This window comes from Luteimonas terrae, from assembly GCF_031457535.1.
Classification (GTDB): domain Bacteria; phylum Pseudomonadota; class Gammaproteobacteria; order Xanthomonadales; family Xanthomonadaceae; genus Luteimonas; species Luteimonas terrae_A.
The window spans coordinates 183,292-209,198 of the sequence record NZ_JAVDWO010000003.1; the positions used below are offsets into that span (position 1 = coordinate 183,292).

A 25,907-nucleotide genomic window follows, 5' to 3' on the forward strand; every position below is an offset into this window, starting at 1 on the left:
CACGTCCGTCCCGGCATCTATTGGTTTAGGTACCGCCTGCCGCACTTGCGTCTGTCGCCGTCGCCCTGCCCGCCGCATCCCGCACTGGCGCGAATCAGAATTCGCCGTTGAACCGCGCCCACATCTTTTTGAGCCACCCGCCGGCGCGACCGCCTGACACCACCGGACGCCGCGGATGCTCGATCTGGCTGCCCATCAGCAGCAGGCCCACGCCGCTGGCATGCACCGGATTGCCGACCACTTCGCCCAGGCCGGTGACGTGCTGCGGGATGCCCACGCGCACCGGCATCTGCAGCATTTCCTCGGCGAGTTCGACCACGCCTTCCATCTTCGAGGCGCCGCCGGTCAGCACCATGCCGGCGCGGACGTGCTGCTCGAAGCCCGAGCGGCGCAATTCGGCCTGCACCATTTCGAAGATTTCCTCGTAGCGCGCCTGCACCGCCTGCGCGAGCGACTGGCGCGGCAGGCGACGCGGCGGACGATCGCCGACGCTCGGCACCTGGATGGATTCCTCGCTGGTCGCCAACTGCGCGAGCGCGCAGGCGTAGCGGACCTTGATCTGCTCGGCTTCCGGGGTGGGCGTGCGCAGCATGTGCGCGATGTCTTCGGTCACCTTGTCGCCGGCGATCGGCAAGCTGGCCGTGTGGCAGATCGCGCCCTGTACGAACACCGCCAGATCCGTCGTGCCCGCGCCCATGTCGACCAGGACCACGCCAAGCTCGCGCTCATCAGAGGTCAGCACCGCAGTGCTCGACGCCAGCGACGACAGGATCAGATCGTCGATCGAGAGGCCACAGCGCTGCACGCACTTGCTGATATTCGCCGCCGCCGATTGCGCGCACACCACGAGGTGCGCGTGCACCTCGAGGCGCACACCGGTCATGCCGACGGGATTGCGGATGCCTTCCTGCGAGTCGTCGAGCACGTATTCGCGCGGAATCGCATGCAGGATCTTCTGGTCGGCCGGAATCGCGACGGCCTTGGCGGCATCGAGCACGCGATCGAGATCGGCCCAGGTCACTTCGTTGTCGCGGATCGGCACGATGCCCGGCGAGTTGCGGCACTGCACGTGGTTGCCGGAGATCGACGCGTAGACCGAGCGGATCTCGCAGCCGGCCATCAGCTCGGCCTCCTCGACCGCACGCTGGATCGACTGCACCGTCGATTCGATGTCGACGACCACGCCGCGCTTGAGCCCACGCGATTCGTGGCTGCCGATGCCGATGACTTCAATCGGGTTGCCGGGCGAGTACTCGCCGACCAGCGCCACCACTTTCGAGGTGCCGATGTCGAGTCCGACGATGAGCGTCTTGTCGCCTTTGCGGTTCATGTGAGGCCGTGCTTCTGGATGCGTGCGTGGGAGATCGGAGCCACCGCGATGCGGTTGGCAGGTGCGCCTGCAGGCGCTGCGACGCCTGCCTCGGCGGCGGCTTCGGCCGCTTCGGGCTGCGCCCAGACGAGGGCGAAGCCGTTGGTGTAGCGGAGATCGGCGCGCGCGAGCGGCTCTGCGCGGCCGGTGGTCAGGCGCGGCAGCATCCGCGCGAAACGCGCGAGACGCGTGCGCGCTTCCTGGCTGCCGACGATGACTTCGGTGCCGCTCGACAGCGTGAGCTGCCAGCTGCCGCGCGCGTCGAGCACTACGCGTTCGACCTGCACGCCGGCGCCGCCGAACAGATCGCGGGATTCGTTGTAGAGCGCGACGATGTCGGCGATGCGGCTTTCGGGACCTTCGAAGTGCGGCATCTGCGCCGGGGCCTCGACGCCCTCGGCGGCGAACAGACGGCCGCGGGTCGACAGCAGGCGTGCATCGCCCCAGTGCGCGAACGGCACGTGTTCGGCGATGCGCACTTCCAGCACGTCGGGCCACTTCTTGCGCACTTCGACACCGGCCACCCACGGCACGCGCGCGACATCGCGCTGCGCATCGCCCAGATTGACGGCGAAGAATCCACGCTGCGCATGCGGCAGCACCGCAGCGCGTACGCGCGCGGTATCGACCTGCTCCAGGCCGTCATTGACCCGCAGCACGCGCAGCGGCCAGCGCTCGGCGCCGATCCAGCCGTTGACGACGGCGACCACCGGCAGGGCCACCAGCGCAATCGCCAGTGCCCAGGCCAGGACCCGCGCCATCGTGCCGAACGCCTGGTTCATCGCGGCTCCACCTCCGCAGGAATGGTGGCTTCGAGCACGCGCCAGCACAGCGCCGGATAATCGATGCCGATCTTCGCCGCCGCCTTGGGCACCAGCGAATGGCTGGTCATGCCCGGCGCGGTGTTCACTTCGAGCAGCAGCAGCGCGCCGGTGCGACGGTCGCGCATCACGTCGACGCGGCCCCAGCCGCTGCAGCCCGCGGCCACGAACGCGTCGACCGCGAGCGCGCCGATGCGCACCTCGTCGTCGCCATCCAGGCCCGGGCAGAGATACTGGGTGTCATCTGAGACGTACTTGGCGTCGTAGTCGTACCAGGCGCCCTTGGGCACGATGCGGATCGACGGCAATGCGAGCGGGCCGTCGACGTCTTCGATCACCGCGACGGTCAGTTCGTCGCCCTCGACCATCTGCTCCATCAGCAGTTCACCGGGATAACGCGCTGCGAGCGCGACAGCGGCGTCCAGATCGGCGTCCTGGAACACGCGGCTGATACCGACACTCGAGCCTTCCTTAGACGGCTTGATGATGACCGGCAGGCCGATCTCGCGCGCGGCGGCGTGCACATCGTCGCCCGGCTGCAGGCGGCGGTAACGCGGCGTCGGCAGATCGAGGCTCATCCACACCTGCTTGGTGCGGATCTTGTCCATAGTCAGCGCCGAACCCAGCACGCGCGAACCGGTATAGGGAATCGCGAACGCATCGAGCAGACCCTGCACCACCCCGTTCTCGCCATCGCCGCCGTGCAGGATGTTGAACACGCGATCGAAGCGGCCGGCGACGATGTCCTTGGCCAGCGCGGGCACGCCGTCGACGGCGTGCGCATCGACGCCGCGCGAGCGCAACGCATCGAGCACGCCCTGCCCCGACTGCAGCGAGACCTCGCGCTCCGAACCCGGACCGCCGAGCAGCACGGCGACGCGACCGAACACGGCGGGATCGGTGAAACGGGGCGGCGACAAGGCGAGACTCATCGCGCAGCCTCCGCGGTCTGGAACCCGGCCTGCGCCAGCTTCTGCACGGCCGCGCCGATATCGCCGGCGCCCATCATCAACAACAAATCGCCGTCCTGGAGGATGTCGGGCAGCACGCCGGCCAGTTCGTCGGCACCGTTGACGACGACGGGATCGATACGACCGCGCGCACGGATCGCACGCGCCAGCGCTTTCGCATCCGCGCCGGCGATCGGCGCTTCGCCGGCCGGATACACCTCGGTCAACACCAGCGCGTCGACATCCGACAGCACGCCGGCGAAATCGTCGAATAGATCGCGGGTGCGGCTGTAGCGATGCGGCTGGAACGCGACGACCAGACGGCGATCGCCCCAGCCGCCGCGGGCGGCTTCGAACACCGCGGCAAGTTCCTTGGGGTGATGGCCGTAGTCGTCGACCAGCTGCACACGTGCGCCGGTCGGCGTGACCAGTTCGCCGAGCAGATTGAAGCGGCGACCGATGCCCTCGAAGCGGCCGAGCGCGGCGACGATCGCTTCCGGTGCAACGCCGAGTTGCCAGCCCACGGCCGCAGCGGCGAGCGCATTGAGCACATTGTGGCGGCCAGGCAGCGCGAGGCGCGCACGAACGCGGGTGTTCTCGGGCAGGCACAGCGTGAACGTCATCGCCGCGCCATCCTGACCGATGTCCTCGGCGCGCACGTCGGCATCTTCCGACAGGCCATAGGTCATCACGTGACGCGGCGTTTCCGAGGCGAGACGGGCGACCTCGGCATCGTCGATGCACAGCACCGCGAGGCCGTAGAACGGCAGGCGGTGCAGGAATTCGTGGAACGCGGCCTGCACACGGGCGAAATCGCCGCCGTAGTTTTCCAGGTGATCGGCGTCGATGTTGGTGACGATCGCGACCAGTGGATTCAGACGCAGAAAGCTGCCGTCGCTCTCGTCGGCCTCGGCCACCAGCCAGTCGCCGCTGCCCAGACGCGCATTCGCACCTGCGGCCAGCAGCTGGCCACCGACGACGAAGGTCGGGTCGAGCCCGCCTTCGGCGAGCACGCTGGCGGTCAGCGAGGTCGTGGTCGTCTTGCCGTGCGTGCCGGCGACCGCGATGCTGCGGCGGAAGCGCATCAGCTCGGCGAGCATCTCGGCGCGCGGCACGACAGGAATGCGCTGCGCGCGCGCTTCCATCAGTTCGGGATTGTCGGGGCGGATCGCGCTGGAGACGACCACGCAATCGGTGCCCAGTACATTGGCCGCGGCGTGACCGCGATGCACCGTCGCGCCCAGGCGCGTCAGGCGGCGCGTAGTGGCGCTGTCGGCGGTGTCGGAGCCCGACACCTTGTAGCCGAGCGTGCACAGCACCTCGGCGATGCCGCTCATGCCGATGCCGCCGATGCCGACGAAATGCACGCGCGAAAACACCTTGGCGAAGTCTTCCTTCGACAGGCCACGGGTCTGGTGGAGACGACGGATCATGCTTGGCTCCTGCCGCCGAAGCTCGGCTCGACGCGCTGCTGCAGGCGGCTGGTGCCGCGCGACGGCACGTTCGACTGCACGGGCAGCGGCGGCTGGGTGGTGGGCGGGACGGGACCGGCCGGGGCGGGCGCCGCGGCGTCGCCGCGCAAGCGGGCGACCTGGCGCTGGGCGCGGTCGAGTTCGTAGGACACGCGCAGCAGCAGGCCCATCGCGACGCAGGTCATCATCACGCTCGAGCCGCCCGAGGACACCAGCGGCAGCGTCAGACCCTTGGTCGGCAGCAGGCCGAGATTCACGCCGATCGACACCATGCTCTGCAGGCCGACCATCAACGCCACGCCGAAGGCGCAGTAGCCGGCGAAGTGACGGCGCATTTCGACGCACTTCAGTCCGATCCAGAACGCGCGGCCGACCAGCGCGACGAACAGGCCGATCACCAGGCACACGCCAATGAAGCCGAGTTCTTCTGCCAGCACCGAGAAGATGAAGTCGGTATGCGCTTCGGGCAGGTACGAGAGCTTCTGCACCGACGCGCCGAGCCCAACGCCGGCGAACTCGCCGCGACCCACCGCCATCAGTGCGTTGCTGAGCTGGTAGCCGGCGCCGAGTTGGTCTTCCCATGGATCGAGGAACGAGGTCAGTCGACGCACGCGGTAGGGCTCGAGGATCGCGATGAAGGCGAAAATCGGCAGGCCGATCACGACCGGCGCGGCCATGCGCGGCATGTGCACGCCGCCGAGCACCAGCATGCCGGCGGTCACCGCGAGGATCAGCGAGGCGTGACCGAAGTCGGGCTGGAGCAGCAACAGACCCACCAACACCACGGCGACACCGAGCGGCTTGAGCATCGCCGGCCAGGTCGCGTTGACCTCGTCACGGAACCGTACGAGATAGCTGGCCAGCCACACGATGTAGATGACCTTGACGGCCTCGACCACCTGGAAGTTCGAGATGCCGAGGTTGATCCAGCGGTGCGCGCCGTTGACCGAACGACCGAGGCCGGGCACGAACACCAGCAGCAGCAGGCCGAAGCAGCCCAGCAACACGAAGCGGTCGTACTTCTCGATCGTCTTGAGTTCGGTGCGCATCACCGCGAACGCGAGGCCGAGCCCCAGCGCGAGGAACATCAGGTGGCGCGTCAGGAAGTAGTAGCGGCCGACGCGCATGTCCTCGCCGATCGCGATCGAGCTCGACGCGACCATGATCACGCCGAGTGTCGCGATCGACACGATGACGCCGACCAGCCACGGGTCGAAGCGGCCGACGATATCGTCGATGCGCGTCGCCTGCCGGGCGGCAGCGCTGTCGTGGGCCATCGTGTCGTAGGGCCTGGCCATCAGCGCACCTTCAACGTGGCGAGGCCGATCAGCACCAGGATCACCGAGATGATCCAGAAGCGCACGATCACGCGCGGCTCGGGCCAGCCCTTGAGTTCGAAGTGGTGGTGGATCGGCGCCATGCGGAACACGCGCTTGCCGGTCAGCTTGAAGCTGGCGACCTGGATCATCACCGACAGCGTCTCGATGACGAAGATGCCGCCCATGATCACCAGCACCAGTTCCTGGCGCACGATCACCGCCATCGTGCCGAGCACGGCGCCGAGCGCCAGCGCACCGATGTCGCCCATGAAGACCATGGCCGGATAGGTGTTGAACCACAGAAAGCCGAGCCCCGCCCCGGCGATCGCCGCGCAGATGATCACGAGCTCACCCGCGCCCGGCACCTGCGGAATCTGCAGATAGTTCGAGAACACCGCATTGCCCGAGGCATAGGCGAACACGCCGAGGCCGCAGGCGACCAGCACGGTCGGCATGATCGCCAGGCCGTCGAGGCCGTCGGTGAGGTTCACCGCGTTCGAGAAGCCGACGATCCAGAAGTAGGCAATGGCGACGAAGCTGATGCCGGCCAGCGGCAGCGCGATCGACTTGAACAGCGGTACATAGAACGTCGTCGCCGCGGCGACGTCGGCGTAGAGGTAGAGATACAGGCCGGCAGCGAGGCCGAAGATCGACTGCAGCAGATATTTCCAGCGCGACTTCAGACCGTTGGGATCACGCTTGACGATCTTGATCCAGTCGTCATACCAGCCGATCGCGCCAAAGGCGACCATCACGCCCATCACGACCCACACATACCGGTTGCGCAGGTCCCCCCACAGCAGCACCGACAGGAAGATCGTCAACAGGATCAGTGCGCCGCCCATGGTCGGCGTGCCGGCCTTGGAGAAATGCGTCTGTGGGCCATCCTGGCGGATCGGCTGGCCGCCCTTGAACTGGGCGAGCCTGCGGATCACCGCGGGGCCCAGCCACAGCGACAGCAGCAGCGAGGTCAGCGCCGCGAGGATGCCGCGGAACGTCAGGTATTCGAACAGCTTGAAGAAGTCTTCCAGACCCTGCAGCCAGCGGGCAAGTTCAAGCAGCATGTCCGGTTCCTTCAGTGTTGCGCAGCGCGGTGACCACCCGGTCCATCGCACTGCCGCGCGAGCCCTTGATCAGCACGCGCGCATCGGCGTGCAGGTCGGCCCGCAGCGCTTCGATCAGCGCTTCGTGGGTATCGAATCGGCGGGCACCGTCGCCGAAGGCATCGGCGGCGGCCGCGCTCAGTGCGCCCAGCGCGTACAGCCGCGCGATGCCGGCGGACTTCGCGCGTACGCCGGCCTGGCCGTGCATGGCCGCACCGTCGGGGCCGAGTTCGCGCATGTCGCCCAGCACCAGCCAGCGCTCACCGCCGCCGGCGGCGAGTGTGTCGATGGCGGCATTGAGCGAGCCGGGATTGGCGTTGTAGCTGTCGTCGATCAGTACGGCGCCACTGGTCAGCGTGTGCCGGACCAGACGGCCGGCGACGGCTTCGGCGCTGCCGAGCGCGGCGACGATGGTTGGCAGCGGCACGCCGGCGGCGAGCGCGATGGCCGTCGCAGCGAGCGCGTTGCGCACGTTGTGACGGCCGGGCAACGGCAGCTCGACATCGGCCTCGCCCGCAGGCGTGACCAGGCGGAAGTGCGCGCCGATATCGTCGAGGCGCACATCGCGCGCGGACACGTCGGCGGTGGCTTCGATGCCGAAACGCAGCAGGCGACGGCCATGCGCGCGCTCCGCGAAGTACGGGGCAAACGCGTCGTCGGCATTGATGACGGCAGTGCCGTCGGCCGGCAGCGCGTCGTAGATCGCGGCCTTGGTGTCGGCGATGCCGAGCAGGCTGCCCATGCGCTCCATGTGCGCCGGCGCGATGTTGTTGACCAGGGCGATGCGCGGCTGTGCGATCGCGGTCAAATACGCGATGTCGCCCGGCTTGCCGGCGCCCATCTCGTAGACCGCGAACACCGCATCTTCGGGCGCATCGAGCACTGCCAGCGGCAGGCCGATCTCGTTGTTGAAGTTGCCGGGGTTGAAGCTCGTGGATGCATGGCGCGACAGGATGGCCGCGACCAGCTGTTTGACGCTGGTCTTGCCGTTGCTGCCGGTAATCGCCACGACCGTCGCGGCGCGCGCACGCTGCACCGCGGTTGCCAGCGCGCCGAGTGCGAGCTGCGGATCGGCGACGACGATCTGCGGCAGGGCGATGTCGAGCGGACGCGCCACCAATGCAGCGCGCGCACCGCGGTCGGCTGCTTCGGCGACATGGTCGTGCCCGTCGAAATTCTCGCCCTTCAGCGCGACGAACAGCAGCGCGTGCACTCCGGCTGCGTCGAGCTTGCGGGTGTCGGTGGCCACGGCATCGATCGGAAAATCGCTGTTGACGCCATGCAGGCGACCGTTGACCAGTTGGGCGATACGGGCGAGCGAGAGCGGGTTCACGACCGCTCCTCCGCATCCTGCGGTCGCGGCACTTGCACATCCATGTGCGGCGTCGCCGCCTCTGCGTTGCGTGCATCCAGCGCAGCCTGGGCGACGACGCGGTCGTCGAACGCATGCTGCACGCCGTTGATCTCCTGGTAGGGCTCGTGGCCCTTGCCGGCGATCAGCACGATGTCGCCCGGCTTCGATTCGCAGATTGCGCGCTCGATCGCGCGGCGACGGTCGCGCTCGATGATGACGGCATCAGGCCTGGCGAAGCCGGCCATGATGTCGGCAACGATCGCATCGCCGTTCTCGCGGCGCGGGTTGTCGTCGGTGACGATGACCCGGTCGGCATTCGCTTCGGCAATCGCCGCCATCTGCGGACGCTTGCCGGTGTCGCGCTCGCCGCCGCAGCCGAACACGCAGACCAGTTCACCGCGCAGATGACCGCGCAGCGACTGCAGCGCCTGCTGCAGCGGGTCGGGCTTGTGCGAGTAGTCGACGACGACCAGCGGTTGGCTATCGCCGCCGCCAAGGCGGTTCATGCGTCCGGCGATCGGCTGCAAACCGGCGAGCACGCGCACGATGTCCGCAGGCGCGTACTCCAGCGCGCGCAGCACGCCGGCGACGACCAGCAGGTTGTCGACATTGAAGCCGCCGAGCAGCGCCGCGCGCACCGGCAGCGACTGGCCGTCCACGCGCAGCGTGAACGCGATGCCGCGATCGTCGAGCGCGATGTCGTGCGCGGCGATGTCGGCGGCGGCGTTGCCGGCAGCACTGATCGTGATCGCGCGGACGCTGTCGGCGAGTTGCGCGGGCAGCATCGCACCGAAGGCATCGTCGATATTGATCACGGCGGCCTTGAGGCCCTCGCGCACGAACAGCTTGGCCTTGGCCGCGCCGTAGCCGGCCATGTCGCCGTGGTAGTCGAGATGGTCGCGGGTGAGATTGGTGAACACCGCAACGTCGTAATGCACGGCGTCGACGCGGCCCTGGTCGAGCGCGTGCGAGCTGACTTCCATCGCCACCGCCTGCGCGCCGGCGTCGCGCAGCTGCGCGAGCAGCGCATGCGTCTGCAGCACCAGCGGCGTGGTGAAACCGGTCGGCTCGACCGCGCCATGCAGGCCGGCGCCGAGCGTGCCGATGGTACCGGCGCGGGTGCCGATCGCCTCGAAGGCCTGCGCGAGCAACTGCACCGTCGAGGTCTTGCCGCTGGTGCCGGTCACGCCGACCATCGTCATCGCGTGCGAGGGCTGGCCGTGGAACGTATCGGCCATGACGCCCATGCGCGCCCGCAGGCCGGCGACGGCGATCGCATCGGCCGGCAGCGACGGAATCTCCGCCGGCACCGGTGGTTCGAACAGGATCGCGCTGGCGCCGGCGGCGCGCGCGGTCTCGGTGAAATGCAGACCATGCGTACCGAAGCCGCCGATGGCGACGAAGGCATCGCCCGGTCGGATCGCGCGGCTGTCCTGCACCAGACCGGTAATCACCGTGTCGGCCGGCACCGCGGCCACGTCGGGCAGCAGTACGTTGAGCGCCATCGCGCGGCTCATCGCTGGCCTCCGGCGACATGCGTCGCGGCGACTGGCGTGCTCTGCACCGCGGACACGACAGGCGCAACGGGTGCGGCCGCAGGCGTCGCCGGCACCGGCGCGGGAACGGCACGGCCCTGCTCGCGCGCACGCTTGGCATCGGCCGTCGCCTGCGCGGCCAGCCAGGTGTCGATGTCGTCCGGCGGCACGTCCATCAGGCGCAGCGCGCCGTCCATGACCCGCTGGAACACCGGCGCGGATACGTAGCCGCCGCCGTAGGTGGACCCGCCCTTGGAGGTGTCCGGATCGTCAATGACCACGGCCATCGCGAAGCGCGGATTCTCGACCGGCACGAGGCCGGCAAAGAACGCGAGGTAACGCCGTGCGTAACCGCCGCCACTGGCCTTGCGCGCGGTGCCGGACTTGCCGGCGACGTGGTAGCCGAGGATCGCCGCGCGCGTGCCGGTACCGCCGGGTTCGGTGACGGTCTGCATCATCCGCACCACTTCGTCGGCGACGGCGGCCGAGACCACCTGGCGCGATTCGCCGACATGACCCTTGACGAAGGTCGGCGTGACCGAGCGGCCGTGATTGCCGAGCGTGGCGTAGGCATGTGCGATCTGCATCGGCGTGACCGACAGGCCGTAGCCGTAGGACATGCCCTGCTTGCTGGTGCCGCTCCAGCGCGACGGATCGGGGAACAGGCCTGCGGCCTCGCCCGGGAAACCGCTGCCGGTGCTCTGGCCGTAGCCGAAGCTGCGCACGAAGTCGTAGAAGTACTGGCTGTCGAGCTTGTGCACGATCATCGCCGAGCCGACGTTCGAGCTCTTGGTGATGATGCCGGTCGTGTCGAGCACGCCGTAGTTGCGGAAATCGCTGGTGCGGAAGCGGCCGTTGGCAATCCAGCCGGGGCTGGTGTTGAACGTGCTGCTCGGCGAGATCACGCCCTTCTCCAGCGCCGCCGCCACGGTGATCGGCTTCATCGTCGAGCCGGGTTCGAGCAGATCGGTCAGCGCGCGGTTGCGGTGCGCGTCACGGTTCTCGCCGGTGACGCGATTGTTGTTGTAGGTCGGCAGGTTGGCCATCGCCAGCACTTCGCCGGTCGCCACGTCCAGCACGACGATTGAACCCGCGCTCGCGCCGGTCTCTTCCAGCGCGCGACGGAGTTCGCGATGCGCGAGAAACTGGATGCGGCGATCAATGCTCAGCACCAGATCCTTGCCCGGCTCGGCAGCGCGCACCAGGCTCACGTGCTCGACGATGCGGCCGTGGCGATCACGGATCACGTTCTGCGCGCCCGGCACGCCGGCCAGCCATTCGTCGAACGCGAGTTCAACGCCTTCCTGGCCGTTGTCGTCGATGTTGGTGAAGCCCAGCACGTGCGAGACCGCTTCGCCCTGCGGATAGAAGCGACGGTATTCGCGCTGCGAGAACACGCCCGGCACGCCGAGATCCAGCACGCGCTTGGCCGCCACCGGACTGATCCGGCGGTGGCGCGGGATGTACATGAATTCCTTGTCGGCGCGCTGCGACACCGCGCGCGACAGCTCCTCGAGTGGCAGACCGGTGGCCTGGGCCAGCTCGGGCAGACGGTCGGGATGCTTGCTCAGTTCCTGCGGATTCGCCCACAGCGATTCGACCGGCGAGGAGATCGCCAGCGGCTCGCCATTGCGGTCGGTGATCATGCCGCGCGAGGCCGGGATCGGCACTTCGCGGCGGAAGCGCGCGTCGGCCTTCTGCTGGTAGAACGCGTTGTCGATCAGCTGCAGATCCACCGCGCGACCGACCAGCGCCACCGCGCCCAGACCCAGCGCGCCGCCAACCAGCATCAGGCGCAGGCGCAGGTCGAACTGCGCGCGCTTGCGCGGCTTCTTGGCGTGGCCGTCGCCGGCCTTGATGAACTTGCGGAAGTTCATGGGCGCACCACGACGATCTCGGCCGTCTCGGGGAAGCGCATGCCCAGACGCTCGCGCGCGACCTGGTCGACGCGGTTGCTCATCGCCCAGGTCGCCTGCTCGAGCTGCAGACGGCCGAAGTCGATGTTGAGCTCATCGCGCGCGCGCTCCAGACGGGTCAGGTCGATGTAGAGCTGGCGATAGTCGTGGCGCGCGTGCACCACGCCGATCGCGGTGATCACGTTGGCGGCCAGCAAAATCGCGACGACGAGATGGCGCAGCTTCATGCGGCTGCCTCCACGTCGAGCTTCTCGGCCACGCGCAGCACCGCGCTGCGGGCTCGCGGATTGGCGCGCAGCTCGGCATCGTCGGCCTTGGTCGCGTCGGCGACGATGCGCAGGCGCGGCACGAACGGCGCGGCTTCGGGCAGACGGCGATTGCCGGCAGGCGCCTTCGCGTGACCGGCGATGAAGCGCTTGACGATGCGGTCTTCCAGCGAATGGAAGCTGATCACCGCAAGACGGCCGCCGGGACGCAGCGCCGCGAGCGCGGCATCGAGACCGGTTTCGAGATCGGCCAGCTCGCGGTTGATGTGGATGCGGATCGCCTGGAACGAGCGCGTCGCGGGATGCGTTTCCTTCTGGCCCGGCTTGGACTTGCCGCGCGGCACATTGGCGCCGATCACCGCGGCCAGATCGGCGGTGCGCAGGAACGGCGCCTCGACGCGACGCGCGACGATCGCACGCGCGATGCGGCGGCTCATGCGCTCTTCGCCGTAGGTCCACAGCACGTCGGCGATCGCAGCCTCGTCGGCGCGCGCGATCCACTCGGCGGCGCTTTCGTCCGCGTCGGGATCCATGCGCATGTCGAGCGGACCGTCCTTGCCGAAGCTGAAACCACGCTCGGCGACATCCAGCTGCGGCGAGGAGACGCCCAGATCGAACAGCACGCCGTCGAGGGGCGCTTGCGCGACCTCGTGCCAGCCCGTGAGCTCGATGAAGCTGCCACGGAAGATCGACACGCGCGGGTCATCACCGAAGCGGGCTTCGGCAACCGCGATCGCTTCGGGATCCTTGTCCATAAGCAGCAGACGGCCATCGGCGCCCAGCTGCGCGAGCACGCCGGCGGCATGACCGCCACGGCCGAAGGTGCCATCAAGGTAGCGGCCATCCGGGCGCACGTGCAGGCCGTCGAGCACCTGCGCGTACAACACCGGGAGGTGGCCGGATGTGACATCCGCACCACCGGCGGTCACAACGGCAACCCTTCGAGATCGTCGCCGGCCATGTCCTCGTCGGTCAGGGTCTGGCGGATCTGCGCCTGATGCGCCTGTTCGCTCCAGAGCTCGAACTTGTCACCCATGCCCACCAGCACCGCGCGGCGGTCGATACCCACCGTGTTGCGCTGGCTGGACGGAATGCCGATACGACCACTGGCGTCGGGCTCGAGCACGGTGGCGGCGCCGACGAGCTTGAGCTGCAGGGTGCGGTTGCGGGCCAGCGTGCGCGGCAGCGCATTGACCTGGTCGCGCAGCGTTTCCCAGGCCTTGAACGGGTAGAGGTACAACCCACCGGCATCGAAGGGGTTGTAGGTCAGGACCAGCCGGTTGTCGCATTCACGCGCGACGAAGTCCCGATAGGCGGTTGGAATCGCCAGTCGGCCCTTCTCGTCGATGGTGATGGCGGTCTCGCCCTGCAACACGTCCGTTCCTGCCCGTTGAGTGCCCGTCTGGAGCGGGCTTTGGCGTTCGGAAAACCACGAAATTCCCGGTTTCCCCACGAGTCGCCACCTTAGGACCCGTCATTTGGGTTGTCAACAGCTTTGTCGAGAACTTTTCACCTGTCTGGTCAATGACTTGCAGCACTCTTCAGAGACTTGTTCAAGCTTTATCCACAAGCACCTGTTTCGTCTCAAATTTTGAGATTTGAGTGGTTTTCGCAATGAACGTAACCCTCACATGAGCTTCACGGAATCGACTTGCTGCGGTGCGGCAACCGGGGTGGCTTTAATCAGCTGGAGGAATAGGTTGCGCAGGTTTGGCGGGCCAGGCTGATCTCCGCGTCATGCGTGCTGCCAAGTCGACTCGGGTGCCCGACCACGCTGGGCCGCTGCGAAGGATCTGATCCGGGTCGCCGCGCAACGCGAACTGCGGTGATGCTCGGCTACGCACCCCTCACAGGCAGAGCACCACCTCTCGACACTGGCGCCACGTCGATCGCGACCCGGTGTCCATCAGAAATCCGTGGAAAGCCCCAGCTCATCCCGTGCTGTTCTGTCCCGGAGGGCACGCAGTCCCCCAGGAGAAGAAGAAGCTGCCGGGCAGGATCGGCTTCGGCGTCGTCCAGACCATTTCCGTCTGCCGGCGCCATGGCTTCAGTTGTCGAAGTGGCGGAGCCGGCCGATAAGCCGGGTTCTGTCGTGGACAGTCATTCCTCTAGGCGCACCGTCACCGGTACGCTCGAGCAACCTACCCGGACCCGACGCGGGCAACGTCATGAGGTCCCTATTTGGTCTTGCTCCAGGTGGGGTTTGCCGTGCCGGCCTGTTACCAGGCTCGCGGTGCGCTCTTACCGCACCATTTCACCCTTGCCGTCCTGCTTAAAGCAGTCTTGGGCGGTATCTTTCTGTTGCACTTTCCGTCGGCTCGCGCCGCCCAGGCGTTACCTGGCACCTTGCCCTGTGGAGCCCGGACTTTCCTCGGCACCGCCGGATGCAAGCACCCGGGGTGACGCGACTGTCTGGCCGACTCCGCCGCGTGCATTCTCGCACGGGACGACCCGCCGCAGCCGTCGATGCCTAACCCCGGCACGTCACGCGGCATTCCATCAACGCGCCACAAAGGAGAGTGTGGGCAGTCGATCCGTCAGATCGCGCCCAGCGCCCACCCGCACAACGCCATTGCTGGCACCAGCAGCCACACGGGCATGCGCAGCCCGACCAGCGCCAGCAGCGCGACGCACACCAGCGCCACATCACCCCAGCCCGCCACCGCACTGGTCCATAACGGATCAATGAGCGCGGCCAGCAGCAATCCGACCACCGCCGCGTTGACCCCCGCCAGCGCGGCACGCATGCGGCGCCAGCGGCGCACGCGCCGCCACGCCGGTTGCACGCCGACGACCAGCAGCAGCCCCGGCAGGAACACCGCCACCAGCGCCAGCAGCGCGCCGGTCCAACCGCCCGGCCCCGCCTGCATGCCCGCCCCGAGGAAACCGGCGAACGTGAACAGTGGGCCCGGCAGTGCCTGGGCGGCGCCGTAACCGGCCAGGAAGGCGCTCTCCGTTATCCAGCCAGGCGCCACCACGCTGGCTTCGAGCAGCGGCAGCACCACGTGGCCGCCGCCGAATACCCAGGCCCCGGCGCGATAGAAGGCCGCGAACACGGCGGCGGTGGAGGCCGGCATCGTGTGCGCCAGTACCGGCAGACCCAGCAGCAGGACCGCGAACAGCACAAGCGCGATCCGCGCCGGCCATCGCGACCCGGAGACCGGTACGTCTGTGCTCGGCAGGCTGTCGTCGATGCGCCACAAGCCGGCGCCCAACACCGCGCCCACGCCGATCACCACCAGTTGCATGCCGGCGAAAGGCCAGAGCAGCAATGCGGCCGCCGCGCACAGCGCCACCGCCGCGGCGGCCGGCCGCCGGCAGAACACCTGGGCCATCGTCCACACGGCCTGCGCGACCACGGCCACCGCCACCAGTTTCAGACCGTGCACCACACCCGCGGGCAATCCGCTGTCCGAATGGAGCAGGCCCAGCGCGAAGCCGATCATCAGCAGCGCAGACGGCAGGGTGAAGCCGCACCACGCCGCGAGGGCGCCGCGCAGTCCCGCCCAACGCAGGCCGAGCGCCATGCCCACCTGGCTGCTGGCGGGGCCCGGCAGGCATTGGCACAGCGCCACTAGTTCCGCGTAATCGGCTTCGCCCAGCCAGCGCCGGCGCACGACGAATTCGTCGCGGAAGAACGCCAGATGCGCCACCGGGCCGCCGAACGAGGTCAGCCCCAGGCGCAGGAACAACCGGAAGAGGCTGCCGGGCGTCATGCCGGGCTGGACCGCGCCTGCGGTCCCTGTCATGGATTCGGCAACGCGCCGTACAACGCCTTGCGCGGCGCGCCGGTGATGTCGGCGGCGAGCTTCGCGGCCAGCGACGGCTTCATCTCGCGCGATAGCAGGGCATAGACCCGGCGGCCTTCGGCCAGCCGCGCATCGACGTCGTCGCCCGCGCCCTCGATCAGCACCACGAACTCGCCCTTGCGCTGGTCCGCCTCGCCGGCAACGCGCGCGGCCAGCGTCTCCAGCGGGCCGTCGAGCACGGTCTCGAACAGTTTGGTGAGTTCGCGCGCGACCACGGCAGGACGTCCGCCGCCGAAGGCCTGCACCGCGTCGGCCAGCATCTCTTCGATGCGGTGCGAGGACTCGTAGAACAGCACGGTGCGCGGTTCGGAAGCGAGCGTCTGCAGGCGTTCGCGCCGCGCGCCGACCTTGGCCGGCAGGAAGCCTTCAAATACGAAGCGGTCGCTTGGCAGACCGGCAACGCTCAAGGCCGCGATCAACGCACTCGGCCCCGGCACCGGCGACACCCGCAGGCCGGCGACGCGGGCCGCGCGCACCAGCCGGAAGCCGGGATCGCTGACCAGCGGCGTGCCGGCGTCGCTGACCAGCGCCAGCGAATCGCCGACCTGCAGCCGTTCGACCAGCCGCGCAGCCAGGCCGTCCTCGTTGTGTTCGTGCAGGGCGATCAGCGGCCGCTCTATGCCGAAGTGGCCGAGCAGCTGGCGCGTGTGCCGGGTGTCCTCGGCGCAGATCGCATCGACACTGCGCAGCACTGCCTGCGCGCGCGGCGACAGATCGCCCAGATTGCCGATCGGTGTCGCCACGACGTGCAGGACGCCGGGGGCGCGGGAAGGGTCGCTCATCGTCTGCACACCGGGAACGCTAGAATGCGCCCATTATCCCGCAGCGGAACCGCGACATGGCAGCAACGGCCCAGCCCTCGAACGCCCGCACGCGCACGACGCGCGCCGTCGGTGCGCAGCCCCGCGCTTTGCGCCTGCTTGCCGGCGCCGCGCTGGCCGCGATGCTGGCCAGCTGCGCGACCGTGCAAACCACCGGCGGCGAGGGCTCGGTTGCCGACCCCTCGCAAGCCCCGGCCGCGCCCGGCCGCTGGACCTTCGACGACGCCCGTCCGGTCGCCGAGCGCGATGGCTACCGTCCACCGCGCAAGCTTGCCGTGCTGCTGCCGATGAGTGGCTCGCTGGCCACTGCCGCCGCGCCGGTGCGCGACGGCCTGCTGGCCGGCTACTACGGCGAGCGCCGTGAACGGCCCGAGCTCGCGTTCTACGACACCGCCGGTACCGCGACCGGCACGGCGAACGCCTACAGCCGCGCGATCGCCGAAGGCGCGGACCAGATCGTCGGCCCGCTTGGACGCGAGGAAGTCGATGCGCTGTTCCGCGGCCCCGCGCAGGTCCCGGTAATCGCGCTCAACCGTGGCTCCGTCCAGGCACCCGACAACGCCGCCGCATTCTCGCTGGCGCCGGAAGACGAAGGCGACGCCGCCGCGCAGTACCTGCTCAAGCGCAACGCGCGCAACGTGCTGGTGCTCAGCAACGGCGAGGACGCCGCGCGCCGCAGCGTCGATGCGCTGACCGCGCGTCTGGCTCAGAACGGCGGCAGCGTGGTCGGCACGCTCGCAATCGTCGGCGACAGCCCGGTCGACCAGACCCCGGCGCTGCAGAACGCGCTCGCCGGCGGCGCCGGCGTCGATGCGGTGTATCTCGCGATCCGCGGCAACCAGGCGCGCGTGCTGGCGCCGCAGTTGTCGGTTGCAGGCCTCGCCACGCGTCCGCGCGTCGGCAGCTCGCTGCTGGCGCAGGGCACCGGCAAGGCGGAGGAAGACCAGATTCTCGACGGCATCGTGTTCCCGACCGAAAGCTGGTCGACCGGCGCCAGCGCGCGTTCGCTGCCGCCACTGACCGAGGTCTCGCGCGATCTGCCGACCGCCCGTGGCGGCGCTGCGCGCCTGTTCGCGTTCGGCTTCGACGCCTGGCTGCTCAGCGGCTATCTCGAACACCTCGCCCGCACGCCCGATGCGGCCATCGGCGGCGCGACCGGCATGCTGCGTATCGCTGGCGACGGCAACGTCATGCGCCAGCCCGCGTGGGCGACGTGGCGCAATGGCTACGTGGTGCCGCAGGCGGACGCCGGCGGTTGAACGACCGGCGGCGCGATGGCGCTGCCGTCGAGCGGGCAGCGGCCGCGCACCTGCAGGCCGCCGGCCTGCGTCCCCTCGCCGCGAACGTCGGTTTCCGCGGCGGTGAACTCGATCTGGTGATGCTCGACGCGCGCGGCGCATCGCGCGTCGTCGTGTTCGTCGAAGTCCGCCACCGCCGCACCGCAGCGTTCGGTGGCGGCGCTGCGTCGATCGATGCCGGCAAACGCCGGCGGTTGGTGCTGGCTGCGCAGCAGTTCCTGATGCGCGAACGCGGCCTGCGCGACCTGCCCTGCCGTTTCGATGTGGTCGAGGCGAGCGGCGATGCCGATGCGCCGACGCTGCGGTGGATCGAGGATGCGTTTCGCGCAGATGATTGATCCGTCCGGGTTGTACGCAGCTTCGGGTTGCTTTCGGTTTTTCCTTCCGTCGTCGACCTTGCTCTGGCGTCGGCTCGGCTCGGCTTTGTTCTTTTCTTTGGCTTTGGCTTTGGCTTTGGCTTTGGCTTTGGCTTTGGCTTTGGCTTTGGCTTCCAGCTTTTGACTTGAATCGAGCCGTAGAGCGAGCCGAGCATCGCAGGGCGGCGGGGTCGAAGAGCAGCCCATGTCTGAGCGCAGCGAGTTTGGGCTGCGTGCCCCGCTGACCGAGAAGCGCAGGGGACCGCCGCGGCTGTATCGCGGCGGATCGCGTCCGGCGAAGACGGTTTTGCTTACTTTTGCCAAGACAAAAGTAAGCCGCGCGACAGCGCGGAAGCCCTGTACTTGATCTTCGCGAAGCGAGCGTTTCGCTTCAGAGCGCGTAGCGCCAATGGGGAAGCCAAGGCCAGGGCCGAAAAGCTCAAGCAAGTGCAGGGCTTTCGCCCGCTGCGCGTGCGAGTCCCTTTTGGAGGGACCCAAAAGGAACCAAAAGGTCCCTTCGCCGGACGCGAGCCGATGCGATGAAGCCGCATCGGTGCCCTGTGCTCCTCGCCTGACGCGGCACGCAGCCCAAACTCGCTGCGCTCAGACATGGGCTGCTCTTCGGCCACGCCAGGCTCCGGTGCTCGGCTCGCTCTACGGCTCGATTCAAGTCAAAAGCCAAGACCAAAGCCAAAGCGGGAACCACAGCAACAACCAAAGCCAAAGCGCGGCGGCCACAGAACCAGACCAGCATCCGCAATACCAACTCGGTATGCCCGAGCTCCGACGACGGAGCGCTTCAACCGGCGAAGTGATCCCAACCGGTGCGCACCGGCATCCAGGGCCCGCCGTTCGAAGTTGCGACGACGCCCTGCCCTTCAACAATGCGCCCGATCCGGGTCACCGGCACATGCGCATCCAGCGCAGCCGCAAAAATTGCGTCGCGTTGTGCGACCGGCGCGGCGAAGCACAACTCGTAATCGTCGCCGCCGCTCGCCTGCAGCGCGCGACGTGTCTCAACGTCGGAAACTGCAGCGCGCAGTGCACCCGAAACGGGCAAGGCATCCACGTCGACCTCCGCACGCACGTTGCTCGCGCGGCAGACATGCGCGAGATCGGCCAACAAGCCGTCGGAGATGTCGATCGCAGCATGCGCCACTTCGGAGAGTCGCAAACCGAGCGTGACCCGCGGTGTCGGTCGATCGAGTCGAGCGCGCAACACAGGATCACGCGCGCCGCCCGCCGACCACTGCGCAAGCGCAGCGGCCGCATCACCGGGCGTGCCGCTGACCCAGATATCGTCGCCAACCCGCGCCGCCGCGCGCCGCAGCGCGCGGCCGGGCGAGACGAAGCCGAACATGCTCACGCAGACCGACAGCGGTCCGCGCGTCGTGTCGCCCCCGACCAGCGCCACAGCGTGCTGTCGCGCGAGCGCATCGAAACCGTTGAGGAATGCGTCCACCCACGCTGCATCGGGTTCGGACAGGGACAACGACAGCGTGCACCACGCCGGCGTCGCGCCCATCGCCGCGAGGTCGGACAGGTTCACCGCCAGCGCCTTCCACCCGATGTCGGCCGGCGCGGTGTCGTGCGGGAAATGAATGCCGGCGTTGAGCGTGTCCATCGCCACGACCAGCTGCATGCCGGCGGGCGGCTGCAGCAGCGCGGCATCGTCGCCGATGCCGAGTACCACGTCGTCGCGCGCGACGGTGCGCGCGCGGATGCGATCAATCAGGTCGAATTCGCCGGCGGCCATTCCGACTGCGTCGGGCTCAGCGCCCGCGCAGCGCGCCGACTTCCGGCGCGCGCCATGCGGCCGCGGCCTTGTCGAGCACGCCGTTGACGTAGGTGTGGCCGTGTTCCGAGCCGAAACGCTTGACCGTCTTCAGCGCCTCGTCGATGACGACGCGGTACGGCACGTCGACGCGGTGCTGCAGTTCGTAGGCGGCGATGCGCAGCATCGCGCGCTCGATCGGATCGACCTCTTCGATGGTGCGGTCGAGGAACGGCGCCAGCGCCGCATCGAGTTCGCGATAGCGCGTGCCGACGCCGTGGACCAGATCCTCGAAGTACGCGAGATCGGCGACTTCCTTGGCCTGCTCGTGGGCGAACTGGGCGACGATCTCGCGCGGCTCGGTGCCCGACATCTGCATCGCGTAGATGGCCTGCAGTGCGCGGCGGCGCGCGCGCGAGCGCAGCACGGGGTCGACGCCATGGGGTTTGCGGGTCTGGTTCATCCGATCTTGTCCAACAGGTTGCTCATTTCGATGGCGACCAGCGCCGCTTCTTCGCCCTTGTTGCCGTGGCTGCCGCCGGCGCGCTTCTCGGCGTCGACGTAGTCCTCGACCGCGAGCACGCCATTGGCGACCGGCACCCGGCTGTCGAGCGCGACCCGCATCAGCGCGTCGCTGCAGCCGTCGGCCACCTGCTCGTAATGGCGCGTGTCGCCGCGCACCACGCAGCCCAGACCCAGCAGCGCGGCGTGCGCGCCGGCCGCGGCGAGCCGCGCACAGACCACCGGGATCTCCCAGGCGCCGGGCACGCGGATCACGTCGACGGCGTCCTCGGCGACGCCGTGATCAGCGAACGCCTTGCGCGCACCGGCGATCAGGGCGTCAGTGATCTTGGGGTTCCAGCGGCTGGCGACGATCGCGTAACGCGCGCCGGCCGGGGCGCGGAGGTCGCCTTCGAGGTAGCTCATGGGCATGGGGATTCGCGCAAGGCCGGTCAGTTTAACGCGCGTCAGGGCGTGACGTATTCGACGACCTCGAGGCCGTAGCCGGCGAGGCCCACCTGCTTGCGCGGCGTGCCCAGCACGCGCAGCCGGCCGAAGCCCAGATCGGCAAGGATCTGCGCCCCCGCGCCGTTGCGACGCCACTGGCCCACGTCCTTGTCCTTGCCCGGCGGCCGCACCACGGCCTCCTTGCGCAGCCGCGCCAGCAGCGCGTCCGAGTCACGCGGTGCCGACAGCACCACCATCACGCCCTGCCCGGCCTCGGCGATCGCGCGCAGCGCATCGCTGCCGGCCACGCCGAAATCGTCGCGGCGCCAGTGCAGCAGGTCGGCAAGCGGGTTCTCCACCTGCACACGCACGAGCGTCGGTGTATCGGCATCAGGCGTGCCACGCACCAGCGCGAAGTGCAGCTCGTGGGCAATGCGGTCGCGATAGGTCACCAGATGGAAGGCGCCGAACTCGGTCTCGATCCCGCGCTCGTCGATGCGCTCGACGGTGTGCTCGGTGGCGAGGCGATGGGCGATGAGGTCGGCGATCGAGCCCATCTTCAGGCCGTGTCCGCGGGCGAAGACTTCCAGCTCCGGGCGACGCGCCATGCTGCCGTCCGGATTGAGGATCTCGACCAGCACGCCGGCCGGCTCCAGACCCGCGAGCATCGCCAGATCGACCCCCGCCTCGGTGTGGCCGGCGCGGGTCAGCACGCCGCCGGGCTGGGCGACCAGCGGAAAGATGTGGCCGGGCTGGTGCAGGTCCTCGGGCTTGGCGTTCGCCTTCACCGCGGTGCGGATCGTGTGCGCGCGGTCATGCGCGGAGATGCCCGTGGTCACGCCTTCGGCGGCCTCGATGCTGACGGTGAAGTTGGTCTGGAACTGCGCGGTGTTCGCGCGGACCATCGGCGCCAGACCCAGCTGCGTGGCGCGGCTCGGCGTGACCGGCAGGCACACCAGGCCGCGGCCATGGGTGACCATGAAATTGATGTCCGACGGCTTGACCAGCTCGGCGGCCATGATCAGGTCGCCTTCGTTCTCGCGGTCCTCGTCGTCGACGATGACCACCATGCGACCCTGGCGGATCTCTTCCAGCAGTTCGGGAACGGGCGCGAAATTCATGCCGCCACTCCCGCTGGGACGACGCCCGCGCTGAGCAGGCGCTCGACGTAACGCGCGACCAGATCGACTTCCAGATTCACCGCCTCGCCGACCACCGTGCTGCCGAACGCGGTGTGGGCGACGGTGTGCGGCACCAGCGCGACCTCGAAACCGGTGGCATCGACGGCGTTGACCGTCAGGCTGACGCCGTCGACACAGATCGAGCCCTTGTGCGCGACGTACTTGAGCAACGCCGCCGGCGCGTCGAAGCGCCAGCGCTGCGCGCGCGCATCGTCGTGCACCGAAGCGACACTGCCGACGCCGTCGACATGGCCGCTGACCATGTGGCCGCCGAGGCGGTCGGTCGGGCGCATCGCGCGCTCCAGATTCACCGCGCGGCCCGGCGCCAGCACACCGAGCGTGGTCAGCGACAGGGTTTCGGTGGAGGCGTCGGCCTCGAAATGCGCGTCGTCGAACGCGACCACGGTCAGGCAGACGCCATTAACCGCGATGCTCTCGCCCATCGCCACGCCCTCGAACGGCAGCGTGCCGACCGCGATGCGCAAGCGCGCGTCGCCGCCCCGCGCCTCGGTGGAAACCAGGCGTCCGACGCCCTCGATCAGTCCGGTGAACATGTCGCTGCCTCCGTCCGCGCGGAAGCCCGCACGGTCAAGCCGAAAGGGAACGGTCCGGGACGCGACAGCGTGCGCGACCCAAAGGCCACGCATGAGGTCGTCTTCTCGCATCCGGACTCTGACCGTCGGCTCCGGCATTCGACCGGATCTGCTGACCCGCCGGCGGTTGCCGGCAGCGCTCGCGGGCTCGCGCGTGACCGCGCCTACCGCCGGTGGGGACTTCCACCCCGCCCCGAAGACATTCGATTGTGTGTTGCCGGCAAGGCCGGCCCGGGGATTCTACCAGCGCGGCTCGCGTGGCCGGTTTGCCGGAGCGGGACGCTTCATTGCAGGGACAGCCCGGGACGGCTGGTGTACCGCCCCTGTAGGAGCGCGCTCGCGCGCGACGGGGTAGCCGGGTGAGAGCCCTTCGCGCGCAAGCGCGCTCCTACGGGGGCTGTATCAGGCGGCCGGCTTCGGCCGCAACAACACCCGCAGATCGTCGCCGACCCGGCGCGTGTCGATCGTCTGCAGATGCAGGCGCTGCGCCATGGTGTCGATGCCGAGCCCGTCGAACAGTGGTCGCCCACGCTCACCCAGCAATACCGGCGCGACGTAGAGCAGCAGTTCGTCGACGAGGCCGGCACGCAGGAAGGCGCCCGACAGCGTGGCGCCAGCCTCGACCTGGACTTCGTTGATCTCGCCTCCGCCCAGTGCCGTCAGCACCGCGGCTAGGTCGAGCTGTCCGTCGCCACCGCGGCCGATGGCCACGCGTGGCGCGTTGAAGCCCTGCGGCACCTTAGTGTCCTGCGCGTGGACGTAGATCGTCGGCGCCGCGGCATCGCGGATGTTGCCGCGCGCGATCGTCGCCAGCCCCGGATCAAGCACCACCCGCAGCGGCACCGCAAAAGGCGCGTCTTTGGTCAGACGCACGGTCAGGTGCGGATCGTCGGCCAGCACCGTACCGCTGCCCGTGAGCAGCGCACCGGCGCGTGCGCGCCAGCGCATCACGTCGGCGCGCGAAGCCTCACCACTGATCCACTTCGAATCGCCGTTCGCCATCGCGGTGCGCCCGTCGAGGCTGCAGGCGAGCTTGACCCGCAGCCACGGCCGGCCGCGTTCGATGCGCGACAGGAACCCGCGGTTGAGTGCCCTCGCCTGCGTTTCCATCAGGCCGGATTCGACTGCGATCCCCGCCGCGCGCAAGCGGTCGATGCCGGCGCCGTCGACCTGCGGAAACGGGTCGCGCATCGCCGCGACCACACGCGACACACCGGCTTCGATCAGCGCATCGGCGCACGGCCCTGTGCTGCCGGTGTGCGCACACGGTTCCAGCGTCACGTACGCCGTCGCGCCGCGCGCGCGATCGCCGGCCGCCTGCAGCGCGACCACTTCCGCATGCGGGCCGCCTTTCTGCACGTGGAAGCCCTCACCGACGACCGCGCCGCCCGCAACGAGCACACAGCCGACCATCGGATTGGGTCGCGTCGTCCATGCGCCGCGCTCGGCGAGGCGCAGCGCCTGGGCCATGAAACGGTGATCGTCGGCAGTGAAAGCGGTCATGAGTCCTCGGCGACGCGTGCGACAGAAGGAGACATTGTAGGAGCGCGCTTGCGCGCGACCCGGCATTCTCGGCGCCCCGTCGCGCGCAAGCGCGCTCCTACAAGGGATTCTGCGAAGGCTCAGCGTCTGCGGGGCGTCTTGACCGGCGCGGTCTCGCCCTCGAGCAGCGGCAGCTGTCCATCGCCCGGCAGGTCGCGTTCGAGCCGGTCGAGTTCCTCACGGAAATCGGCCACGTCCTCGAACGAGCGGTACACGGACGCGAAGCGCACGAATCCGACGTGGTCGAGCTTGCGCAGTTCGGCGATGACGAATTCGCCGACCCGGCGCGAGGACACCTCGCGTTCCGCGGTCATGCGCAGGTGATGCACGACCGCGCGCACCGTCGCCTCGATCTGTTCCTCCGAGACCGGGCGCTTGTGCAGCGCGCGATCCATGCTCAGCCGCAGCTTGCGCGCATCGAACGGTTCACGCCGCCCGTCGCCCTTGATGATCGTCGGCAGCTTGAGTTCGATCGTTTCCAGCGTGCTGAAACGCTCTCCGCAGGCTTCGCACTCGCGGCGGCGACGGATCGTCGCGCCGTCCTCGGACACGCGCGAATCGATCACGCGGGTGTCGGTGTGCTGGCAGAAGGGGCAATGCATGAGGGCGAGAGGCTGGAAGCGCAGACGCGCCAGTATGGCCGACGGCGCAGAACGCATCCAATCCGGCCGCGGCATGCGGGAGGGCGGCCCCGGGCATGCGGGAGGACGATGTCAGTCGCCGATGTCCTTGATACGCACGTAGCGCGGCCCCCGACGCTCGTGCACGTCGTCGCCGGAGAACCCGTCGGCCGGGACCAGGCTGCCATCGCCGGCCTGCGCCAGCCGCCATGCCAGCGGCAGCCCCTGTCCGTCGACCAACTGGCTGGAATCGCTGCGCACCGAGACTACGCTGCCCGGTGGCGGCACGTCGATCTCGATCTGCAGCGCCATGCCGCCGACGTCACCGAAAACCCCCAGCCAGGCAGGAGGGGTAGCGAACACGTTCCAGCGGACTTCGCCTTCGACCAGGTCCTGCCCGTCCACCTGCGCATCGCCCGCATCGAACGCCGTTGCCAGCAGGGACCCGACCTCGCCGGCGACCGGCGATTCGAAGCGCACGGCCACGCCCTGCGTCGCGCCCCGGGCCGGGTGGTCCGGAGCGAGGGAGTCGAGCACCTCAGCAAGTGGCTGCACGCCGACGACCTGCAGAGCACGTGCGATGCGGGCGTCGGCGCCCTCCACCCGCAGGGTCACGACGCGGGTGTCCGGATCGGACGACCAGGTGTCCGCACGCCGCGCATCCAGGCCCCCGACACTCAGGAGATAGTCGAAGCGCCCGTCCTCGCGCAGCAGGAGTTCAGACGCGGTTTCCATCTGCCCGACGAGCCGGTACTGACCGGCGGGCGTCGCGTCGTCCGTCGGCGCGGCGGCGTTCGCGCCGAAAGCCATCAGCGCCAGTCCCAGCATGGCGACCGGAATGCCTGCAGCCCGGAACATGC

At 68.9% G+C, this 25,907-nt stretch carries 25 protein-coding genes, 1 other RNA gene and 1 riboswitch; of the genes, 3 read left to right on the top strand and 23 right to left on the bottom strand.

Annotation, left to right across the window (positions count from 1 at the left end):
* Positions 1 to 94: 94 nt before the first annotated feature.
* The 15 genes from ftsA to rsmI all read right to left on the bottom strand — a co-directional run bounded on the left by ftsA (position 95) and on the right by rsmI (position 16,696).
* A complete protein-coding gene (ftsA, locus tag J2W68_RS04845; RefSeq protein WP_310233257.1) occupies positions 95 to 1,330 on the bottom strand; it encodes a cell division protein FtsA in 1,236 nt (411 codons plus the stop codon).
* Positions 1,327 to 2,151, bottom strand: coding sequence for a cell division protein FtsQ/DivIB (locus tag J2W68_RS04850; RefSeq protein ID WP_310233258.1), 825 nt, complete (start codon positions 2,149 to 2,151; stop codon positions 1,327 to 1,329). The genes ftsA and J2W68_RS04850 overlap by 4 nt, the downstream gene beginning before the upstream one ends.
* Complete coding sequence (locus J2W68_RS04855) at positions 2,148 to 3,122, bottom strand: D-alanine--D-alanine ligase (RefSeq protein WP_310233259.1); 975 nt, start codon at positions 3,120 to 3,122, stop codon at positions 2,148 to 2,150. The genes J2W68_RS04850 and J2W68_RS04855 overlap by 4 nt, the downstream gene beginning before the upstream one ends.
* Entirely contained in the window at positions 3,119 to 4,573 is a 1,455-nt protein-coding gene (murC, locus tag J2W68_RS04860) for a UDP-N-acetylmuramate--L-alanine ligase (RefSeq protein WP_310233261.1), read from the bottom strand. The genes J2W68_RS04855 and murC overlap by 4 nt, the downstream gene beginning before the upstream one ends.
* Positions 4,570 to 5,910, bottom strand: coding sequence for a putative lipid II flippase FtsW (ftsW, locus tag J2W68_RS04865; protein WP_310233263.1), 1,341 nt, complete (start codon positions 5,908 to 5,910; stop codon positions 4,570 to 4,572). Before ftsW ends, murC begins: the two co-directional genes overlap by 4 nt.
* Complete coding sequence (gene mraY / locus J2W68_RS04870) at positions 5,910 to 6,995, bottom strand: phospho-N-acetylmuramoyl-pentapeptide-transferase (protein ID WP_310233265.1); 1,086 nt, start codon at positions 6,993 to 6,995, stop codon at positions 5,910 to 5,912. The genes ftsW and mraY overlap by 1 nt, the downstream gene beginning before the upstream one ends.
* Entirely contained in the window at positions 6,985 to 8,367 is a 1,383-nt protein-coding gene (locus J2W68_RS04875; protein ID WP_430539669.1) for a UDP-N-acetylmuramoyl-tripeptide--D-alanyl-D-alanine ligase, read from the bottom strand. Before J2W68_RS04875 ends, mraY begins: the two co-directional genes overlap by 11 nt.
* A complete protein-coding gene (locus J2W68_RS04880; RefSeq protein WP_310233483.1) occupies positions 8,364 to 9,893 on the bottom strand; it encodes a UDP-N-acetylmuramoyl-L-alanyl-D-glutamate--2,6-diaminopimelate ligase in 1,530 nt (509 codons plus the stop codon). Before J2W68_RS04880 ends, J2W68_RS04875 begins: the two co-directional genes overlap by 4 nt.
* Before the next feature lie 8 nt (positions 9,894 to 9,901).
* Positions 9,902 to 11,800 carry a peptidoglycan D,D-transpeptidase FtsI family protein gene (locus J2W68_RS04885; RefSeq protein WP_310233266.1) on the bottom strand — a complete coding sequence of 633 codons (1,899 nt, stop codon included), beginning with the start codon at positions 11,798 to 11,800 and terminating at the stop codon, positions 9,902 to 9,904.
* Complete coding sequence (ftsL, locus tag J2W68_RS04890; RefSeq protein ID WP_425491041.1) at positions 11,797 to 12,066, bottom strand: cell division protein FtsL; 270 nt, start codon at positions 12,064 to 12,066, stop codon at positions 11,797 to 11,799. The genes J2W68_RS04885 and ftsL overlap by 4 nt, the downstream gene beginning before the upstream one ends.
* On the bottom strand, positions 12,063 to 13,034 hold the full coding sequence (rsmH, locus tag J2W68_RS04895; RefSeq protein ID WP_310233268.1) for a 16S rRNA (cytosine(1402)-N(4))-methyltransferase RsmH: 972 nt from the start codon (positions 13,032 to 13,034) through the stop codon (positions 12,063 to 12,065). Before rsmH ends, ftsL begins: the two co-directional genes overlap by 4 nt.
* Positions 13,031 to 13,480, bottom strand: coding sequence for a division/cell wall cluster transcriptional repressor MraZ (gene mraZ, locus J2W68_RS04900; RefSeq protein ID WP_310150322.1), 450 nt, complete (start codon positions 13,478 to 13,480; stop codon positions 13,031 to 13,033). The genes rsmH and mraZ overlap by 4 nt, the downstream gene beginning before the upstream one ends.
* Positions 13,481 to 14,165: 685 nt before the next feature.
* Positions 14,166 to 14,529: RNase P RNA component class A (gene rnpB, locus J2W68_RS04905), an RNA gene on the bottom strand.
* Positions 14,530 to 14,642: 113 nt separating this feature from the next.
* Complete coding sequence (chrA, locus tag J2W68_RS04910; RefSeq protein WP_310233269.1) at positions 14,643 to 15,854, bottom strand: chromate efflux transporter; 1,212 nt, start codon at positions 15,852 to 15,854, stop codon at positions 14,643 to 14,645.
* Positions 15,851 to 16,696, bottom strand: coding sequence for a 16S rRNA (cytidine(1402)-2'-O)-methyltransferase (gene rsmI / locus J2W68_RS04915; RefSeq protein ID WP_310233270.1), 846 nt, complete (start codon positions 16,694 to 16,696; stop codon positions 15,851 to 15,853). Before rsmI ends, chrA begins: the two co-directional genes overlap by 4 nt.
* Positions 16,697 to 16,752: 56 nt before the next feature.
* On the opposite strand from rsmI, the gene J2W68_RS04920 reads away from it, so the two are divergent.
* From J2W68_RS04920 to J2W68_RS04930, 3 genes are read left to right on the top strand one after another with little or no spacing between them, the layout of a single operon-like run.
* Complete coding sequence (locus J2W68_RS04920) at positions 16,753 to 17,994, top strand: penicillin-binding protein activator (RefSeq protein WP_310233271.1); 1,242 nt, start codon at positions 16,753 to 16,755, stop codon at positions 17,992 to 17,994.
* Positions 17,991 to 18,371, top strand: a complete 381-nt coding sequence (locus J2W68_RS04925) for a YraN family protein (protein WP_310233273.1) — start codon at positions 17,991 to 17,993, stop codon at positions 18,369 to 18,371. Before J2W68_RS04920 ends, J2W68_RS04925 begins: the two co-directional genes overlap by 4 nt.
* Positions 18,349 to 18,534, top strand: coding sequence for a hypothetical protein (locus J2W68_RS04930; RefSeq protein ID WP_310233274.1), 186 nt, complete (start codon positions 18,349 to 18,351; stop codon positions 18,532 to 18,534). Before J2W68_RS04925 ends, J2W68_RS04930 begins: the two co-directional genes overlap by 23 nt.
* 654 nt (positions 18,535 to 19,188) lie before the next feature.
* Here the strand turns inward: J2W68_RS04930 and thiL are convergent.
* From thiL to J2W68_RS04970, 8 genes are all read right to left on the bottom strand, one after another.
* Positions 19,189 to 20,145 carry a thiamine-phosphate kinase gene (gene thiL, locus J2W68_RS04935; protein ID WP_310233276.1) on the bottom strand — a complete coding sequence of 319 codons (957 nt, stop codon included), beginning with the start codon at positions 20,143 to 20,145 and terminating at the stop codon, positions 19,189 to 19,191.
* 16 nt (positions 20,146 to 20,161) lie between these two features.
* Complete coding sequence (gene nusB / locus J2W68_RS04940; protein WP_310156278.1) at positions 20,162 to 20,626, bottom strand: transcription antitermination factor NusB; 465 nt, start codon at positions 20,624 to 20,626, stop codon at positions 20,162 to 20,164.
* On the bottom strand, positions 20,623 to 21,090 hold the full coding sequence (gene ribH / locus J2W68_RS04945) for a 6,7-dimethyl-8-ribityllumazine synthase (protein WP_310156288.1): 468 nt from the start codon (positions 21,088 to 21,090) through the stop codon (positions 20,623 to 20,625). The genes nusB and ribH overlap by 4 nt, the downstream gene beginning before the upstream one ends.
* Before the next feature lie 41 nt (positions 21,091 to 21,131).
* Positions 21,132 to 22,232, bottom strand: coding sequence for a 3,4-dihydroxy-2-butanone-4-phosphate synthase (gene ribB, locus J2W68_RS04950; protein WP_310233278.1), 1,101 nt, complete (start codon positions 22,230 to 22,232; stop codon positions 21,132 to 21,134).
* The gene (locus J2W68_RS04955) at positions 22,229 to 22,846 is read right to left on the bottom strand and encodes a riboflavin synthase (RefSeq protein WP_310233279.1); all 618 of its coding nucleotides are present in this window, start codon (positions 22,844 to 22,846) and stop codon (positions 22,229 to 22,231) included. Before J2W68_RS04955 ends, ribB begins: the two co-directional genes overlap by 4 nt.
* Before the next feature lie 95 nt (positions 22,847 to 22,941).
* Positions 22,942 to 23,090: riboswitch (FMN riboswitch) on the bottom strand.
* 197 nt (positions 23,091 to 23,287) lie between these two features.
* The gene (gene ribD / locus J2W68_RS04960; RefSeq protein ID WP_310233280.1) at positions 23,288 to 24,388 is read right to left on the bottom strand and encodes a bifunctional diaminohydroxyphosphoribosylaminopyrimidine deaminase/5-amino-6-(5-phosphoribosylamino)uracil reductase RibD; all 1,101 of its coding nucleotides are present in this window, start codon (positions 24,386 to 24,388) and stop codon (positions 23,288 to 23,290) included.
* A gap of 119 nt (positions 24,389 to 24,507) precedes the next feature.
* Positions 24,508 to 25,029: a transcriptional regulator NrdR gene (gene nrdR, locus J2W68_RS04965; RefSeq protein WP_159680275.1), complete on the bottom strand. Its 522-nt coding sequence runs from the start codon at positions 25,027 to 25,029 to the stop codon at positions 24,508 to 24,510.
* A gap of 111 nt (positions 25,030 to 25,140) precedes the next feature.
* Positions 25,141 to 25,905 (bottom strand): hypothetical protein, encoded by a 765-nt coding sequence (locus tag J2W68_RS04970; RefSeq protein ID WP_310233281.1) that lies wholly within the window; start codon positions 25,903 to 25,905, stop codon positions 25,141 to 25,143.
* Between the last annotated feature and the right edge of the window lie 2 nt (positions 25,906 to 25,907).

What these genes read in the sequence shown, in the direction of transcription:
- rsmI (WP_310233270.1), bottom strand. Translation starts at nt 16,696, where the DNA reads ATGAGCGACCCTTCCCGCGCCCCCGGCGTCCTGCACGTCGTGGCGACA.
- murC (WP_310233261.1), bottom strand. Translation starts at nt 4,573, where the DNA reads ATGATCCGTCGTCTCCACCAGACCCGTGGCCTGTCGAAGGAAGACTTC.
- nrdR (WP_159680275.1), bottom strand. Translation starts at nt 25,029, where the DNA reads ATGCATTGCCCCTTCTGCCAGCACACCGACACCCGCGTGATCGATTCG.
- J2W68_RS04850 (WP_310233258.1), bottom strand. Translation starts at nt 2,151, where the DNA reads ATGAACCAGGCGTTCGGCACGATGGCGCGGGTCCTGGCCTGGGCACTG.
- nusB (WP_310156278.1), bottom strand. Translation starts at nt 20,626, where the DNA reads ATGAACCAGACCCGCAAACCCCATGGCGTCGACCCCGTGCTGCGCTCG.
- ftsW (WP_310233263.1), bottom strand. Translation starts at nt 5,910, where the DNA reads ATGGCCAGGCCCTACGACACGATGGCCCACGACAGCGCTGCCGCCCGG.
- J2W68_RS04930 (WP_310233274.1), top strand. Translation starts at nt 18,349, where the DNA reads ATGCGTTTCGCGCAGATGATTGATCCGTCCGGGTTGTACGCAGCTTCG.
- ribD (WP_310233280.1), bottom strand. Translation starts at nt 24,388, where the DNA reads ATGACCGCTTTCACTGCCGACGATCACCGTTTCATGGCCCAGGCGCTG.
- ftsL (WP_425491041.1), bottom strand. Translation starts at nt 12,066, where the DNA reads ATGAAGCTGCGCCATCTCGTCGTCGCGATTTTGCTGGCCGCCAACGTG.
- J2W68_RS04955 (WP_310233279.1), bottom strand. Translation starts at nt 22,846, where the DNA reads ATGTTCACCGGACTGATCGAGGGCGTCGGACGCCTGGTTTCCACCGAG.
- J2W68_RS04970 (WP_310233281.1), bottom strand. Translation starts at nt 25,905, where the DNA reads ATGTTCCGGGCTGCAGGCATTCCGGTCGCCATGCTGGGACTGGCGCTG.
- J2W68_RS04880 (WP_310233483.1), bottom strand. Translation starts at nt 9,893, where the DNA reads ATGGCGCTCAACGTACTGCTGCCCGACGTGGCCGCGGTGCCGGCCGAC.
- J2W68_RS04855 (WP_310233259.1), bottom strand. Translation starts at nt 3,122, where the DNA reads ATGAGTCTCGCCTTGTCGCCGCCCCGTTTCACCGATCCCGCCGTGTTC.
- thiL (WP_310233276.1), bottom strand. Translation starts at nt 20,145, where the DNA reads ATGGCCGCCGGCGAATTCGACCTGATTGATCGCATCCGCGCGCGCACC.
- J2W68_RS04885 (WP_310233266.1), bottom strand. Translation starts at nt 11,800, where the DNA reads ATGAACTTCCGCAAGTTCATCAAGGCCGGCGACGGCCACGCCAAGAAG.
- chrA (WP_310233269.1), bottom strand. Translation starts at nt 15,854, where the DNA reads ATGACAGGGACCGCAGGCGCGGTCCAGCCCGGCATGACGCCCGGCAGC.
- ftsA (WP_310233257.1), bottom strand. Translation starts at nt 1,330, where the DNA reads ATGAACCGCAAAGGCGACAAGACGCTCATCGTCGGACTCGACATCGGC.
- mraY (WP_310233265.1), bottom strand. Translation starts at nt 6,995, where the DNA reads ATGCTGCTTGAACTTGCCCGCTGGCTGCAGGGTCTGGAAGACTTCTTC.
- ribH (WP_310156288.1), bottom strand. Translation starts at nt 21,090, where the DNA reads ATGAGCTACCTCGAAGGCGACCTCCGCGCCCCGGCCGGCGCGCGTTAC.
- ribB (WP_310233278.1), bottom strand. Translation starts at nt 22,232, where the DNA reads ATGAATTTCGCGCCCGTTCCCGAACTGCTGGAAGAGATCCGCCAGGGT.
- J2W68_RS04920 (WP_310233271.1), top strand. Translation starts at nt 16,753, where the DNA reads ATGGCAGCAACGGCCCAGCCCTCGAACGCCCGCACGCGCACGACGCGC.